At 69.2% G+C, this 14831-nt stretch carries 15 protein-coding genes, 1 tRNA gene and 1 pseudogene (1 of these 17 only partly in view); 8 read left to right on the top strand and 9 right to left on the bottom strand.

The annotated features are described in order from the left end of the window. Positions 1-5: 5 nt before the first annotated feature. Genes E6J58_13650 through E6J58_13640 form a run of 3 tightly spaced genes read left to right on the top strand, consistent with a single transcriptional unit; the run spans position 6 to position 4367 of the window. Entirely contained in the window at positions 6-953 is a 948-nt protein-coding gene (locus tag E6J58_13650) for a hypothetical protein (protein TMB36755.1), read from the top strand. Positions 954-985: 32 nt separating this feature from the next. Then, on the top strand, positions 986-3277 hold the full coding sequence (locus E6J58_13645; protein TMB36754.1) for a hypothetical protein: 2292 nt from the start codon (positions 986-988) through the stop codon (positions 3275-3277). A 22-nt stretch (positions 3278-3299) separates the two neighbouring features. Further along, entirely contained in the window at positions 3300-4367 is a 1068-nt protein-coding gene (locus E6J58_13640) for a radical SAM protein (protein TMB36753.1), read from the top strand. A gap of 320 nt (positions 4368-4687) precedes the next feature. On the opposite strand, the gene E6J58_13635 is transcribed toward E6J58_13640, so the two are convergent. The 6 genes from E6J58_13635 to E6J58_13610 form a co-directional block, all read right to left on the bottom strand. After that, positions 4688-4909 (bottom strand): hypothetical protein, encoded by a 222-nt coding sequence (locus E6J58_13635; GenBank protein ID TMB36752.1) that lies wholly within the window; start codon positions 4907-4909, stop codon positions 4688-4690. A gap of 245 nt (positions 4910-5154) precedes the next feature. Beyond that, positions 5155-5358 (bottom strand): cold-shock protein, encoded by a 204-nt coding sequence (locus tag E6J58_13630; protein ID TMB36751.1) that lies wholly within the window; start codon positions 5356-5358, stop codon positions 5155-5157. 167 nt (positions 5359-5525) lie between these two features. After that, positions 5526-5891: a hypothetical protein gene (locus E6J58_13625; GenBank protein ID TMB36750.1), complete on the bottom strand. Its 366-nt coding sequence runs from the start codon at positions 5889-5891 to the stop codon at positions 5526-5528. 44 nt (positions 5892-5935) lie between these two features. Beyond that, entirely contained in the window at positions 5936-7099 is a 1164-nt protein-coding gene (locus E6J58_13620; GenBank protein TMB36749.1) for a rhomboid family intramembrane serine protease, read from the bottom strand. Next, positions 7033-8316 carry an insulinase family protein gene (locus tag E6J58_13615; GenBank protein TMB36748.1) on the bottom strand — a complete coding sequence of 428 codons (1284 nt, stop codon included), beginning with the start codon at positions 8314-8316 and terminating at the stop codon, positions 7033-7035. The genes E6J58_13620 and E6J58_13615 overlap by 67 nt, the downstream gene beginning before the upstream one ends. Positions 8317-8343: 27 nt before the next feature. Beyond that, positions 8344-9891, bottom strand: coding sequence for a HAMP domain-containing protein (locus E6J58_13610; GenBank protein TMB36747.1), 1548 nt, complete (start codon positions 9889-9891; stop codon positions 8344-8346). A gap of 20 nt (positions 9892-9911) precedes the next feature. Between E6J58_13610 and E6J58_13605 the strand changes: the two genes are divergently transcribed. The 3 genes from E6J58_13605 to E6J58_13595 all read left to right on the top strand — a co-directional run bounded on the left by E6J58_13605 (position 9912) and on the right by E6J58_13595 (position 12331). Beyond that, positions 9912-10802: a hypothetical protein gene (locus E6J58_13605; GenBank protein ID TMB36746.1), complete on the top strand. Its 891-nt coding sequence runs from the start codon at positions 9912-9914 to the stop codon at positions 10800-10802. 14 nt (positions 10803-10816) lie between these two features. Beyond that, entirely contained in the window at positions 10817-11275 is a 459-nt protein-coding gene (locus E6J58_13600; protein TMB36745.1) for a hypothetical protein, read from the top strand. A 75-nt stretch (positions 11276-11350) separates the two neighbouring features. After that, positions 11351-12331, top strand: a complete 981-nt coding sequence (locus tag E6J58_13595) for a hypothetical protein (GenBank protein ID TMB36744.1) — start codon at positions 11351-11353, stop codon at positions 12329-12331. Here the strand turns inward: E6J58_13595 and E6J58_13590 are convergent, their stop codons facing one another. Further along, positions 12332-12739 carry a response regulator gene (locus E6J58_13590; protein TMB36743.1) on the bottom strand — a complete coding sequence of 136 codons (408 nt, stop codon included), beginning with the start codon at positions 12737-12739 and terminating at the stop codon, positions 12332-12334. 105 nt (positions 12740-12844) lie between these two features. On the opposite strand from E6J58_13590, the gene E6J58_13585 reads away from it, so the two are divergent. Next, positions 12845-12931 (top strand) — tRNA-Leu (locus E6J58_13585). Positions 12932-13002: 71 nt separating this feature from the next. Continuing rightward, positions 13003-14241: a molybdopterin molybdotransferase MoeA gene (locus tag E6J58_13580; GenBank protein ID TMB36742.1), complete on the top strand. Its 1239-nt coding sequence runs from the start codon at positions 13003-13005 to the stop codon at positions 14239-14241. 136 nt (positions 14242-14377) lie between these two features. Here the strand turns inward: E6J58_13580 and E6J58_13575 are convergent, their stop codons facing one another. Together E6J58_13575 and E6J58_13570 are read right to left on the bottom strand one after the other, a co-directional pair. Further along, positions 14378-14800 carry an MmcQ/YjbR family DNA-binding protein gene (locus tag E6J58_13575; GenBank protein TMB36741.1) on the bottom strand — a complete coding sequence of 141 codons (423 nt, stop codon included), beginning with the start codon at positions 14798-14800 and terminating at the stop codon, positions 14378-14380. After that, positions 14779-14831, bottom strand: a pseudogene (locus tag E6J58_13570) (Fe-S assembly protein IscX); it runs 133 nt beyond the window's last position. The gene E6J58_13575 and the pseudogene E6J58_13570 overlap by 22 nt, the downstream one beginning before the upstream one ends.

Raw genomic sequence — 14831 nt, 5'->3', positions numbered from 1 at the left:
ACAATGTGAGACATGGCACTCTGCTCGCGGCGCTCGGGTGCGCCGCGATGGTCCTTGCAGGCGCTGCGCATGCGGCGGAGGATTCTTCCAGCCGCAAGGATCCCACCCTCGAGGAGGCGCGCCAGCACGCCGCCAACGCCAAGGTGCACTACGATCTCGGCGAGTTCGAGAAGGCGGCCGAGGAGTACATCCTCGTCTACCGGCTGCGGCCGCTGCCAGCGCTGCTCTTCAACATCGCCCAGTCGTACCGGCAGGCTGCGCAGTACGACAAGGCGAAGCAGTTCTACCGCGCGTACCTGCGCGAGAACCCGGATGCTCAGACCACCGCCGCGGTGAAGAAGGCGCTCAAGGAAATCGACGAGCTCCTCGCGAAGGAAAAGAAGACGCGGGAGGCGCCTCCTTCCGGCGTGCGCGATGCGCCTCCTTCGGAAGTGGCCGGTCGCGGCCAGCCACCGGCTCCTCCGGCAACGACTCCCGCGCAACCTTCGGGCGGCTCGCGCCCGTCCACGACGACGCAGACGCCGCCGGCCGTGGTGACGAACATCCCGCCGGCGCAGACTCCTTCCAACCATCCGGTCGCGAGTCCCGCCGTGTCGCAGCTCACGCCCGGCGCGGCTCCCGCGTCGGCGTTGCCGGCGCCGACGGTGACGACAATGGAAGTGCGCGCGGAGCCTTCATCCTCGCGGCGCACATGGACCTACGCACTCGCCGGCGCGTCGGTCGCCATGCTCGGCGGCGGAGCGATCTTCGCGATCAAGGCCAAGAACGTCGACAACGAGCTGACCTCGGGCCGGCACACGACCGCGACGGCGGATGACCTGATGTCCCAGTCGAAGTCCGCCCACACCGTCTCCGCCGTGCTGCTCGGCGCCGGCCTCGCTGCCGGCATCGGCGCCGGCGTCCTCTACTTCCTTCCCACACCGTCCGGTGCGGCGGTGGCGGGAAAATTCTGATGGATACGACCTCTTCCGGGGGGAACCTACCGATGCAGAAGACCGCCGTGCTCTCGTTCGCCGCTGCCCTGCTGCTCGTCGCCGGGTGCCAGGTCGATCCGACCAAGTTCAGCTGCAGCAACTCGGCGGAATGCCCGACCGGGTACCATTGCGATCTGGGGACCACCGGCTCCGCGGCCACGTTCAAATGCCTGAACGGGACGGCCCCGCAGAAGACGCTCACGGCGGACGCGAGCAAGTTCCTACTGGTCAGAGCTCCCAGCCCTGACGGCACGGTCCGCACCACGATTACTGCGGCAGCGGGGGCGGTGACGTCCGCGCCCGACTTCATCGGCGTGCGGTTGATCGCAAGCCAGGGCGGCGCGGACCTCGCCGACTCGCAGGTCGCCACCAACGGTTCCGTTCTCGCGTTCCAGCTCCCGACGGCCACGGCCCAGGTCTCGCTGCGCGTCCAGGACGACAGCGGCCACTCTGTTCCGGTGACCGGCTACAAGCAGCAGGTCGAGCTCGGTTTCGAGGGCAAGGAAGTCGCGGGCAACACCAATCCGAACGCCGCCTATGACGTGACGACGAGCAGCGACTCGCTGTATCCCCCCGCGTCCTGGATCTCGAGCGGTCCGGGGCTCGACGGCGGCGTCGCGCCCGAATTGGGGGCGAACGATACGTTGCTCGCCGACGGCGGCGTCCAGTCGGCGACTTCCTACGCCTCGGCCGCGTACCTCGACTTCCACCAGGCAACGACTGCTTCGCCTCCCCTCACGTCGGATTCCAGCTCGATCGGGTGGCAGGAGTTCGCGCCGATCCCGACGACCCTGAGCGCGAACGTCACGCCGCCCGCCAGGGTCGGCGGAACGCTCGCGATCGGCGGCACCCTCCTGCTTTACGGAGGCACGACGGCGGCCGGCGGCGCGGTCGATACCTTGGGAACGTTCTATACCGTCGATACGGTCAACGGATGGACCAAGGTCGTTCCGCCTGCCGGAGTGAATGCGGTTCCGCTTGGCGGCGCGTTCGCCGGCGTCGGTCTTGGGACAGGCGGTTCATTCAGCTGCACGACACCGTGCACCCAGTTCAGCCTGCAGTTCTCGATGGCTGGCGGGTTTACGAACGCCGCTGGTGCCATGACGAGCAAAGTCGTCGCCTACGGGACGCGAACCGACAGTACCGTCACTCCGACGCTCGTCACGACCGGATGGTTCGACGCCGGTAATCTGCCGCTCGCAAATGCGGCGATGGCGAGCGCGCCCGCGAGCGTGCCGGTCTCGAACAGCGCGACCGCCAACACGTTCGATCAATATGCCGGCCTCCTGATGGTTGGCGGCCAAGCGATCACCGCCGCGAACAACGACACGAACGGCTGCGTCGTCTACGCCGGTTTTGCGAGCTCGCCGAACACCAATGGGCCGAAGAATACGGCCTTTCCGTGCACCGGGGTCGGCGGCGACCCGAGCGGTGCGTTGGTGACCGCCAGTGGCGGAATCGGATTCAGGACCGGAGTGACGCTCGTGCCGGTGGATTCCACGACGTTTCTCCTCTTCGGAGGGTCGAAGAGCGGTGGAATATCGGGCAACGGGCTCAAGAACGACCTGTGGCAGGGCAAGTTGGCGTGCAATGGGCCGGCCACGGGCGCGTGCACGACGCAGGTGACCTGGACGCAGCTGTTCCCGACGGGCACTCCGCCCACATTCCGGACGAATGCGGGCGGCGCCATCTGGCAGACGACCTTCTCGTTCACGTTCCCCTTGTTCAGCATCAACAGAAGGATGGTGATCTACGGGGGCACGGATGCGAGTGGAGCGGTCAACGACATCTGGGATTACGACCTTCCGAACAACGCCTGGAGGCAGCCTCGTCAGGACGGCGGCTTTGCGTTGTCTCCTGCCACGCGAACGCGCCCGATGATGGCCGGGGACGGCTCGCGGGCGTACGTATTCGGTGGTCTGATCTCGGGAACGCCGACGGATCAGCTGTGGACCACGAGCCGCCAAAGCACCGCGCGCCTCCTGATGAAGGCCCCGCTGGGTTTGCCATCGATCGATACGGCCACCGGCATGACGATCACCGTGGACGGCAACGGGCTCACCTCCTCGACCCTCACCCAGGGGTATCTCTGGGACGGTAGCAAGTGGAGATTCGTCGGGACGGGGTTGCAGGATGCGTTCGGGACGCGGCTCGTCGTATCCCCGACGGCACCGGGCACGGCGTTCGTACAGCCCGACGGCAACATCTACCTGCTCCTGCAGCAGGCGCAGCGCGCCACCACGCAATTCAGCGGGTCGCCGGTCGGAGTCGACCGGCTGAAGATGACCGTGGACTTCAAATGACGGAGGGGAGAAGCTCCCGCCCATGCACCGGGCCGGACTTCTCCCTGCCGACTACGCACTGCTCGGCGCCTCCGAGGAAGTCGGGCGCAAGGTGCTCGCTGCCGCCGTGCAGCGAGGCGAGTCCGATCTGCGCTCGGTGCGCGGCGTCCGGCGCGAGCTGATCGAGCGCATCGAGGCCGGGAGCACCGCCGAGGTCCTCCAGATTTCCGCGCGAGAGACGGCGCCCGACGGCTTCGTGAAGTATCTCTTCGAGCTGGACGGCGCCACACGCGTCGAAGCCGTCCGCATTCCGGTTCCCTGCGAGGCCCCGGGCGCCGACGTGAGCGCCTATGAAGGCAAGGAGAAGAAGTACATCGTCTGCGTCTCCTCGCAGGCGGGCTGCGCCCTGGCCTGCGCTTTTTGCGCCACCGGTGAGCTCGGGTTTCGCCGCAACCTGGATGCAGCCGAGATCGTCGGGCAGGTCCTCGCCGTCCGGGCCGAGGCCGATCGGCCGGTGCGCGGCGTCGTGTTCATGGGCATGGGCGAGCCGTTCCTGAACTACGACGAGGTGATCCGCGCCGCCCGTATCCTCAGCCATCCTTCGGGCGCCTCCATCGACGCGAAGTCGATCACCATCTCCACGGCCGGCGTCGTCCCGCAAATCCGCCGGTTCACCGCCGAGGGCCACAAGTTCCGTCTGGCGGTCTCGCTCACGCATGCGGTCCCGCGCAAACGGCTGTCGCTGATGCCGATCGAGGAGGCGCACCCGACGCCGGAGCTGGTCAACGCCCTGCACGCGCACGCCCGAGCGCGCCGGACCCGGGTGCTGGTCGAGTACGTGCTGCTCGGCGGCGTCAACGACGCGCCCGACGATGCCCGCGCCCTCGCGGCGCTCCTCGATCCGGCGCTGGTGAAGATCGACCTCATCGACGTCAACGGCGAGATCGGCGGTTTTCGGCGCTCGACGCGCGAGGCGCGGTCGGCGTTCCTGGACGTTCTGTCCGAGGCACGCCTGCCATTCGCTGTGCGGTATTCCGGCGGCCAGGAGATCAGCGCGGGGTGCGGGCAGCTGGCGGCCGGGGGAGGAAGATGGGGCGCCCGGGTGTTATGAGCGTGGCCGCCAAGGGCAGCCCGAGGTCAGGTAGCGATGAAGCCGGCCATCCTAGCGCTTGCACTTCTGCTCGCCATCCCGTCCGTTCTCCGGGCCGAGGAGTCCGGCACGCGCAGCAGCGCGTCTCATTCGGGATCCGCGTCGGTGGGTGTCGTTTTCGGGATGCAGGTCGCTGCGCTCGAGTCGGCGACGGGGACTCCTCCTCCGGCACAGCCCGCCTACCTACAGCGCTACCGCGACGACGACTCGTACTGGCATCGGCGACAGATGCAGGCGCGGGAAGGGCTGTTGCTCTCGTTCGGTCTGGGCGGCAGCTCGGCCTATCTCTCCACCCAGGGACCGGGCCGGACCGGCGCCTTCGACCTCGACTTCCGCCTCGGGTACGGGTTCTCCGACCGCTTCCAGCTCTTCATGGACTTCGCCGTCGACGCCGGCAGGTATCCGCAGAGCGCCGACTTCGCATCCTGGACGTTCACCATCCGGGGGCAGACCGTGCTGATCGGCGATCGCGCCGGGAACGGGCTCAACCTGAACGTCGGCATCGGCGTCGGCGGGGTCGATTACAACAGCAATTCCTGCTGCAGCTCGTACTCGTCCGCGAGCGGCCTCGCGCTGGCCGGGGGCCTCTCGTACGACGCGCGCGTGACGCCGTGGTTCTCCCTCAGCCCGGAACTCTTCGTGACCTGGCACGAGATCCCCAACGGGGCGCCTGTGCCGCACGACGTCGCCAGCGCCGCCCGGGCGATTGGACGCCGGGCGGCTCGTGTCTTGCGCCTGCGGAATCCGTTCAGACCTTCCGGACGTTCGCCGCCTGCGGACCCTTGGGCCCCTCCGTCACTTCGTATTCGACCTTCTGACCTTCCGCGAGGCTGCGGAACCCCTCCATCTGGATGGCGGTGTGGTGCACGAACACGTCCTTGCCGCCGCCGTCGGGAGTGATGAAGCCGTAGCCTTTCGCGTCATTGAACCACTTCACGGTACCTGTCGCCATTCCGGTTCTGCCTTTCGCAAGCGGCTCCCCCAGGGGTGCCTGAATTCCGACTGCACTGCTCTCCCCCGAAACAGGGGGTAGCGTTGAGGATAGGGACACGCCGCGGCGCGATTCAAGGGGGCGACCTCCTACCCCGTCTCACCCTTGCCTACGGACCCGTCCGGCGGTTAACCGCGTTCCAGCGCCGGTTTCACCACAGCGCCGTGCGTTTGCTCAGCACCGAGCGCCCAGGCGCCCGCGGGGGTGCGGAGGAGGAGCTGGACTTCTTCCGCCGACAGCGTGGCGGTCCGGACGACGGTCAGCGTCGGGTGCTGGAGAACGAGCTGGATGGCGCCTCCAGGCAGCGCCCGGACCCGCGGGCGCTCGTCCCGGCTGCGGAGCAACTCCAGATGCCGCGCGAGATCGCGCAGATGGCGGTCGATCCGGAGCGCGCGAGCCGTCTCTCCCGCGAACGTGTGGAAGTGCTTGTTGCGCGAGAGCGGGCGCGCCTCCTCCTGGAGGCGCTGGACGAGCCGGTAGAGGAACTCGCGCATGCTGAAAAGCTACCACCGCAGGCGCGCGAAAACAGGCTTGACTTTCAGGGGAGAGGGCGGGCGGTGCGGGCGATCCGGGCGACCATCTCCTCCCCCGCCGCACCCCGGCAGACGTCGTCGCCGCAAGCGAATTCGATCACGAGAGTCCTGTTTCCGTCGGCTGCCTCGTAGACGGCGGACTCCGTCCCCTCCTCCGACGAACGACGCCGCAGCCACGTCCGCTCGCCGATGTGGACGGCGTCCTCGCCAGGAGCGATCCGCAGCGGGCGGTCCTCGCGTCGCAGATGTGCTTCGACGATGCCCGGCAGGTATGCAATGCCCGGTTGCATCGGCACCAGGAGCGACGGGACCTGCGCCTCGACTCCGGGGCCCCGCAACGTTCGCGGATGGGGCTTCACGGCGCGGGAGACCGCCGCTCCTTCCATCGCAGCGAATGCGAGCGCCGATGCGAGCAGGAGCGCGCGCGCGAGCCCGTGCCACGGCCGCGGCTCGCCGCGGAGGAGCGGCGCAACCAGGCCGAAGAGAACTCCGGAGAGGAGGCCGCCGAGGTGCGCCGCGTTGTCCACGGGAGCCTTGAGGGCGATCGCGAGGTTGATGAGCAGGTTCAGAGCGATCGCGCGGATGATGCCGCGACGAACGGGCTCGGGGAGACCCTTTCGCACGCGAAAGTACAGCGCGACCGTGGCGCCGAAGAGGCCGAAGATGCCGCCCGATGCTCCGGCGGCAAGGCGCGCGCTTCCCGAATACGCGCTCCACAACGCGCTGGCTCCGCCACCGGCGATTGCCGTGGCGCAGAAGAGCCCGAGGGTCTGGTTCGAGCCGAAGGTGATCTCGAGCTGCGGCGCGAGGATCCACAGCGCGTACGCGTTGACCAGCAGATGGACCCAGCCGATGTGCAGCAGGGCGTACGACCCGATCCGCCAGATGTCGCCGTCGCGCACAGCGGGCGCGTACAGCGCGCCCAGCCGGAACAGGGCCACGCTGTTTTCCACGGCGGGATCCCGTCCGACCAACGCCTCCGCCAGGAAAGCGACGCCGAGCACGATCAGCAACGCCCAGGTCGTGGGGCGCAGCGGACGCTGGATGCGCTGCGGCTCGGGCTCGGGCGCGGGTTCGTCGGGGATGCCGCCGAGAGGGTCGATCACAGCCCGCTTTCCGCCGCGGCACGCAGCTTCGGCTCCACTCCGGACAAGGGGCCCACGGCGCAGGCGACGAGGTTCTCGCGGCGGAACAGCGCGGAGGCGACGCGCCGGACGTCAGCGGCGGTCACGTTCTCGATGCGCTCGAGCCATTGCTGGAACGGCTCGGCGGGGGGATGCAGGAGCTCGCCTGCGCCGAACCAGCCGATCATGTCCGCCGGCGAGTCGAGCGAAAACTCGAGGGAGATCCGCGACTTCTTCTTCGCTCGCAAGAGCTCGTCGTCGGGCACGTCGGTGTCGCGCAGCTCGGCGAGGAGGCGCAGCATCTCCGAGAGCGCCGCCGTCGCCTTTCGCGGGGCGCAGGCGCATCCGACTTCGAAGACCGAGCAGTCGCTGAAGCCGTCCATTCCCGCGCCGACCGAGTATGCGAGCGCCTTTCGCTCCACGAGCTGCATCTGCAACCGCGAGGCGAGACCGTCGTCGAGGACGCGCTTGATCACGCGCAGGACGGGGAAGTCGGCATGCTCCTCCGGAGGGCCACGGAAGGAGACCTGCAGCTCCATCTGCGCATCGGTGTGATCGACGGCGACGAGCTGGGGGCCGCGCGGAGCGCCGTTCAGGGATTCGTCGTCGAGCACCTCTCCGGAGCGGAGGGATCCGAAGTGCCGTTCCGCGAGCGCCAGCAGGCGGTCGTGGCGCAGCGGTCCCGCTGCCGCAAGCACGATGTTCCGAGCCCCGTAGGCCCTCGCGTGATGGGCGCGCAGGTGCTCCTCGGTGAGGGCACTGACGCTGGCCGGCGTGCCCGCGATCTTCAGGCCCAGCGGATGGCCGGGGAAGAGCGCCCCCTTCGCCAAATTGTCGATGTCGATGTCGCGGCCCTTCTCGTCGACCTCGTCGAGGATCTCCTCGAGGATCACTTCCCGCTCGAGCTCGATCTCCTTGAAGAGCGGACGCGCGAGCATGTCGCCGAGAACGGCCAGCGGGACCTCCAGCCGCTCCGGATGCACGGGCGAGAAGTAGTACCCGTGGTCGCGCGTGGTCACGCCGTTGAGCGAGCCGCCGCAGTCCTCGACCAGGGCGTTCAACGTTCGGCCGTCGGGGTAGCCTTCGCTGCCGCGGAAGAACAGATGCTCGAGAAAGTGCGAGACGCCGTTGCGGGATGGCTCTTCGTGGCGCGATCCCGCCCGCACGTACGCGGCGATCATCCCGGTGTGCAGGTGGGGCAGCTCCACCGTGACCACCCGCAGGCCGTTGGCCAGAACGCTCTTGTGGACGGGGTCGTTCATCGAGGGCGGCGGAGGATATGTGGCGGCCTATGCCGACGCAATCGCGGGAGCGGCGGCGGGCTCGGGAAGCGCAGGGACGGGCAGGCGCAGCGTGAATGCGGTCCCCCGTCCTGGAGCGCTGTCGCAAAAGAGCTGCCCGCCGTGCTCCTGCGCGATCTCCTGGGCCATCGCCAGGCCCAATCCGGTGCCGCGCTCCTTGGTGGTGAAGAACGGATCGAAGATCCGGGCCAGCCGATCGGGAGGAATGCCCGGGCCGGTATCGCGGACCTCGATCTCCACGGCTCCGCGAGTGACACGCGTGGTGACGCGTAGCGAGCCGCCCGCCGGCATCGCCTCGCGCGCGTTCCGGAGCAGGTTCAAGAGCAGTTGCCGGACCTGTGCCACGTCCGCCGGCACGCGCGGCAACGAGGGCGAGAGCGACAGCGCCACCTCGACGCCATTGGCGTCGAGCTCGGGCCGGACGAAGTCCACGAGGTCGCGCACGGTCTCGTTCAGGTCAGCGCGCTGGAGCTGCGGTTTGGGAAGGCGCGCGAACCGCAGGTAGTCCTCGGTGATCGCAGTCAGACGATCGACTTCGCGCACGATCGCCTCGCACAGCTCGCGCGCTTGCGGCGCGCGCTCCCCCAGCTCCTCGGCGTTCAAGGAGATCGACGACAGCGGGTTGCGGATCTCGTGCGTGATCTGCGCTGCGATGCGGCCGATGGCGGCGAGACGTTCCGAGCGGAGCAGCGCCTCGCCTTGGGCGCGCAGCTCCCGCTCGCGCGCCGCCAGCCGCTGGGCCATGGCGTTGAACTCGCGGGCCAGCGCCGCGAGCTCGTCGCCTCCCTGTTCCGGAACGGCCACCGAGTCCGGGCTCCCGCGCCCCAGCCGCTGCGCCGCTTCGGTGAGCGTGCGGATGGGACGCAGAGCACGATGCGACAGCCAGGTGACCAGCAGGCCGACGAGCAGGGCGATGCCGGAGAGGGCCAGTATGGCCCAGCGCGCGGCCCGCTCCTGCTTCTCGGCCTCGTCGACGCCTTGGTTCATCTGGTCCTGGAGGATGCGTCCGAGATCCCGCACCTCGTAGTCGACGCGGCGCTGTGCGGTCTTCAGCCGGGTGACCGAGTCCTCCAGGGACGGATCCGCGGAGCCGCCCTTCTCCAGGCGCGCCGTGAGGGTCGCGGCCGCCTTCTCCTCCTCCGCGACGCGCGCGGACACCGCGGAGAGGCGCGCGGAGATCCGATCCAGTGCGTCGCGATCGCTTGCGGTCTGCTGCGCGCTGCCGACGAGCTGCTGCGCGTAGGTGAGCCGCTCGCCGACGACGCGGGCGAAATAGGTGCGGTCGAGCGCGATGAATGCGGCGCGGGCCCGGGCGTCCGCCTCGTCCAGGAGCCGATCCGTGTTTCGCACCCGCTCCTTGTGGAAGGCCTCGAGGGTCGAGACGGCCCGCGTCAACGGCATGTAGGGTCGTGAAAGAAGCGACAGTCCCTGTCCGATGCGCCGCAGGCGCGCGACGCCGTACGCCGACACCGCGGCGCTACAAGCCAACACCGCCACGAATCCGAGAAAGACTTTAGTAGCGATGGAGAGCCGCATCGATCTACATTCTAGCGCTCATGCGAAGGGTTCTGCCCGTCCTCCTGCTCGCGACCGCCTGCGGCGGCACCGTTTTGCCGGACCGCGTCGCCGTGCTCGGCGTCGACCGGCTCTCGGGGGAGCTGACCGGGCAGGAGGTGGAGCTTCCGGGGGCGGATCTCGCCGCCGTGCGCGGGCCGGCTGGAATGATGACGCTCGGCGGACCGGGGGATTCCGCCCGCATTCCCGATTGCGCGATGCGCCGGCGCGTTTCCGGCGCGCTGGTAGCGAGGACCGTCTCCTGTGTGTCGCTCCTCGGACACTACGCGGCGATGGAGCGGGCGCGGCAGTTCCTGCTCAACGCCGGGGCGGAGGCTCTGATGCCGGCGCCGATCCTGGTCAGCGCGGCGGCTGAACCGGGGCTCCGCTATGACCGGGCCACCGACACGTTCACGCTGGGCGAAGGACCGAACGGCGCCCGCGTCCCGCTGGCTCTCAACCCCGGAGCGGTGACACGGGAGATGAGTCGCCGTCAGCTCCGCGCGGTCGCCGCCCTCCACCCGGAGGAGGCGGAGGGGATCGCGCTCTTTCTCGGCGCGGCCGCTGCCGCGGGGGATCCGGGATATCTGGCAATCTCCGATCCCGGCGGCGATCCGACCGGACAGCTCGACGTGTCTCGTCCGCTCCCTGCGGGTGCCTCTGCGTCGGCGGTTCTCGCCGGAGCGCTCTGGGCCTGGGCGGACGCCAGCGGCGATCTGACCGCGGCTTCCCGCGCTGCGCTGGCCGCCGCGCGCGCTCTCGGGACGGCGCCGGCGGATCCGGCCGCGGTGCTCTCGCTCGTCGCCGCCCAGCTCGAGGGAGCGGAGCGGGACCAGGCGTGCGCGGTGTTCCGGGCAAGGTTGCACGCCGCGGGAATCTCCGCCTGCCCCTGAGCGCCCAGGAGATCATGGCAGCGAACGTTCCCGAGATGCCTCCGCCTTTGGTGCAGTTTCTTCTCGGCGGACAGGCGCTGGTGGTGGCCACCGTGGACGAGCAGGGCGCGCCGCTGACGACGCTCATGACCTGGGCCGTGGCGCGCAATCCGCGGACGCTCACCCTCGCCGTCGACACGCGAGGCCGCGCGATGCGGAACCTCCGCTCCAACGGCAAAGTGGCGATCGAGGTGCTCGGAGACGACCTCTGCTACGGCCTGCGGGGGACAGCGGTGGTCGAGAAGGAGCTGATGCAATCGACACCGTTCCCCTGCGCGCTGGTTGCCGTCCGCATCGACGACGTCCGCGACCATGCGGCCGCCGGCGTCCAGTTCAGGGGGCCGAGGTACTCGTTCCACGCCGACAAGGAACACCGCAAAGGCGTGGAAGAGGCGATCTTCGACGAGCTGAAGGGTCCGACGCCCACCATTTGAGCGAGCGCCTGGCGCGATTCGGTAGATCCCGGTCTGGTTCTTGGCTACTCTCGCGCCCCTTTCCCGGAGCGGAGAATGGTCGGCCTCGCGTTCGTCATCGCCGTCGTCGCGGTCGTGCTCGCCGTGGTGTTCTTCCTGCAGGGCCAGTCCGCTGCCGCCGCGGTGAAGGCCCTGCGCGAGGACGCCGGGCAGGCGCACAAGGAGACCGAGGCGGCGCGCGCCGAGTTGCGGCGCGCCCAGGAAGAGTCGAAGACGCGCTCCGGGCAACTTGCGGAGACGCGGGAGAAGCTGGCGGAGACGCGCCGCAAGGCGCAGGAAGGCCGCTCCGGCAAGTCGCAGCCGCGGGGCGCCCGCGAGGCGGAGCTCGAGGAGGATCTGGCGCACGCCCGAAGGCTGACCGAGGACGCGCACGCTGCCGAGGCGCAGGCGCGGCGTGAGCTCGAGAGGGTCAAGGCCGCCGAGTCGCAGCTGCGGGGCGAGCTCGATCGAGCGCAGGGTCGGATTCGCGAGCTGACCGATCACGCGCCGACGGTGGCGGCGCCCACGCCCCCTGCTGCCGACGTGCAGCCGCTGCACGAGCAGCTCGAGGCGGCGAAGAGCGAGCTCGACCGGCAGGTTATTGCGGCCGAGAAGCACGCACGCGAGGCGAAGAAACGCGAGCAGGAGCTGCGCGACGAGGTCCGCAAGCACAAGGGCCGCGCCGAGACGAACAACCGCGTCTACCTCGTGACGAAAGGCGAGCTCGAGCTGGTGAAGGAGCGGCTCGCGCAGGCCGAGCGCAAGCTCTGGCAGTCGGGGATCCCGCTGCCCCCGCCCATGCAGAAGGAACGGCCCAAGGCGACGGGCCCGGCTTCGGCCGACCGCGCGCGCGAGGAGGCCGGCGCGCAGGCGGCGCAAACGTCTCTGCCGCTCGAGGGCGCGTCGCCGGAGGCAATCGAAGCGGGAGAGCCCATCGGCGGCGAAGAGGCGGAAGGCGTTGCCACGCCGGCATCCGGCACTCCGGTGCCTGCGATGCACCGCCGGACCGAGAACGGAATCGAGAAGAAGCCCGTCTGATCAGGAGAGGACTTTTTCCAGCAGCGAGAGAAGCTGGGGCGCCTCGAAGGGCTTGCTCAGGTATCCCGCCGCGCCGGTGCGGAGCGCAATCTGCTGCAGATCCTCCTTCGCGGAGATCAGCACGACCGGAACGCGCTTGCTCGCGGGCAGTCCACCCATGCCGCGGAGGAAACCCTCGCCGTCGAGATGAGGCATGCGCAGGTCGAGCAGGATCACTTCCGGCCGGAACTCGGGCAACACGCGAACGGCTTCCACGGCATCGCGAGCGACGGAGACCTCGTAGCCCTCCATGCCGAGCAGATCGGCAACGCCGTCTCGGAAGCCCTCTTCGTCATCCACGATGAGGACGCGATGCCCAGTCCTTCGACCCTGCCTTTTCACGCTCCTCCTTGCATACAGGTACGACATGCGACCACAGGTCGGGGGCAGTTGTCCATGCGTGCGCTGACCGAGGGCTGCGCCTTGACTTGAATCTTGCAGTTCGTTAGATCGCCACGGCTTTTCTGGCGTCGAGCCGAAGTGGTGGAATTGGCAGACACGCCAGATTCAGGGTCTGGTGGGGGCAACCCCGTGGAGGTTCGAGTCCTCTCTTCGGCACCACCGACGCCCCGGCGGCGGACCCCTGAGCGCGACGGTCTGCGCCCGCCACTGGACGGTAGAGCCTCGGGCAAGTGGCCGGGGCTCTTCTGTTTTTCGCGGGTGTCCAGAGGATGATCACACCGCTCTCCGATGCGCTCGCCGCCGTGCGCGCCCGCGCACGCCCGCTGCCTCCCGAAGAGGTTCCACTTACGGAGGCCTACGGACGCGTCCTGGCGGCCGGCGTCCAGGCGCTCCGTGACCAGCCGTCGACCGACATCTCGATGATGGACGGCTACGCGCTCCGCGCGGCGGATTCCGGCAGCCCGCTGTGCGTCGCAGGCGAAATCGCCGCGGGCGATCGGCCCTGGGACCGTCCGCTGAAGCCACGCGAGGCGGCGCGTATCTTCACCGGCGCTCCGCTTCCGCCGGGCGCCGATTGCGTCGTCATGCAGGAGCACTGCGTCCGCGAAGGTCTCGACGTCCGCGTCCAGCAGGCGCCGAAGGCGGGCCAGCACATCCGCCGACGCGGCGAAGAGCTCACCGCGGGCATCGAAGCGCTTGCTGCTGGGCGCGTTCTGGATGCGGCGGATCTCGCGCTCGCCGCCGCTTGCGGCGTCGCCTCCGTCCGCGCACATCGCCGGCCGCGCGTTGCCGTGTTGTGCACCGGCAGCGAGTTGGTGCCGCTCGGCCAGCAGCCCGGACCCGGGCAGATCGTCGAAACCAACAGCCTGACCCTGGCGGCGCTCTGCCGCGAGGCCGGCGCGGACGTGCTTCGCCTAGGCATCGCGCCCGATTCCGTGGAGAGCATCGCGCAAAGATTGCGCGACGCGCCGGCGGACATCCTCCTGACCACCGGCGGGGCGTCGGTGGGCGATCACGATCACGCGCAGGATGCGCTGGAGCAGCTCGGCGGCGAGCTGATCTTCCACACCGTCGCCATCCGCCCCGGAAAGCCGGTGCTGTTCGGCACCGCTTCTCAGGGACGCCTGGTGTTCGGAGTGCCGGGGAATCCCGCGGCGGCGACGCTGGGGTTCGAGCTGTTCGCGCGCCTCGCGATCCGTCTCCTCGCCGGCGATCGGAATCCGGAGCGCCCGCGCGCGAAGGCGCTCCTGCGCGGCACGCTCTCCCGCGTCAAGGGACTCACCTTCTTTCCCCGCGGTCGGGTCACGGCGGATGGATCGCAGCTCGTATTCGAACCAGGTGGGCAGCAGAGCAGCATGCAGATCGCCTCCTGGTCGGGCGCCAATGCGGTCGCGGTGATCGCGGCCGGCGAGGGGCGCGTCGAGGACGGAATCGAGATCGACGTCCTGCTGGTCGGGCCACTAGCCTGAGCGGCAGCCGCGGCGCTTCCACGAGACCCGCCGCTGACGTCGCCACCGGAGACGTGGTTGCTGACGACGCGGTGGCGCCGCGCAAAACGGATGCAGCCCGCAGCGTGATCCAGCCACGTCGAGAGCAGTGGCGGCGTTACTTCGCTTCGCGCCGAGCCGGCCGACGCGAACGGGATTGCTTCTTCGCTCGCGCTTCGGCGGGCGTTCCACGCTTCGGCGCCACCGCCGCGTAGCTCTCGTCGATCCACTGCTCGAGCAGATCGACGGGCACGTCCTCGCTGTTCTCGAAGTGCGCGCTCACCCAGCCGGACTTGCCGAGTCCGTAGCCCGTGGGCTCCGCCCACGAGAACATCGTGGTCGCCGCCTCACCCGACTGCGGCAACTTGCAGGACAGTCCGTACCCGCCGTCGGCATGCCCGAGGAACACGAACACCTTCTTCGCCACCTTGTAGACCGTCTCGCCCCAGGGATGATCCTCCCAGGCGCCAGGCTTTCCCGCCGCGTACTTCTTCAGCCTCTTCCACGCCGCCAACGGTTTCACTCCCGTTCGTCGAGCCAAGCCATCTGGATCGCCTCCAGGATCTTCTCGT

This window comes from Deltaproteobacteria bacterium (genome assembly GCA_005879535.1).
GTDB lineage: Bacteria > Myxococcota > Myxococcia > Myxococcales > 40CM-4-68-19 > 40CM-4-68-19.
Note: the sequence above shows the minus strand (reverse complement) of the source record. Positions and strands in the feature narration are given on the sequence as shown.

Coding starts and splice junctions, on each gene's coding strand:
- E6J58_13600 (TMB36745.1), top strand. CDS start 10,817: ATGGCAGCGAACGTTCCCGAGATGCCTCCGCCTTTGGTGCAGTTTCTT.
- E6J58_13625 (TMB36750.1), bottom strand. CDS start 5,891: ATGCGCGAGTTCCTCTACCGGCTCGTCCAGCGCCTCCAGGAGGAGGCG.
- E6J58_13595 (TMB36744.1), top strand. CDS start 11,351: ATGGTCGGCCTCGCGTTCGTCATCGCCGTCGTCGCGGTCGTGCTCGCC.
- E6J58_13615 (TMB36748.1), bottom strand. CDS start 8,316: ATGAACGACCCCGTCCACAAGAGCGTTCTGGCCAACGGCCTGCGGGTG.
- E6J58_13630 (TMB36751.1), bottom strand. CDS start 5,358: ATGGCGACAGGTACCGTGAAGTGGTTCAATGACGCGAAAGGCTACGGC.
- E6J58_13640 (TMB36753.1), top strand. CDS start 3,300: ATGCACCGGGCCGGACTTCTCCCTGCCGACTACGCACTGCTCGGCGCC.
- E6J58_13635 (TMB36752.1), bottom strand. CDS start 4,909: ATGCCGACGTTCAGGTTGAGCCCGTTCCCGGCGCGATCGCCGATCAGC.
- E6J58_13590 (TMB36743.1), bottom strand. CDS start 12,739: ATGTCGTACCTGTATGCAAGGAGGAGCGTGAAAAGGCAGGGTCGAAGG.
- E6J58_13645 (TMB36754.1), top strand. CDS start 986: ATGCAGAAGACCGCCGTGCTCTCGTTCGCCGCTGCCCTGCTGCTCGTC.
- E6J58_13610 (TMB36747.1), bottom strand. CDS start 9,891: ATGCGGCTCTCCATCGCTACTAAAGTCTTTCTCGGATTCGTGGCGGTG.
- E6J58_13605 (TMB36746.1), top strand. CDS start 9,912: ATGCGAAGGGTTCTGCCCGTCCTCCTGCTCGCGACCGCCTGCGGCGGC.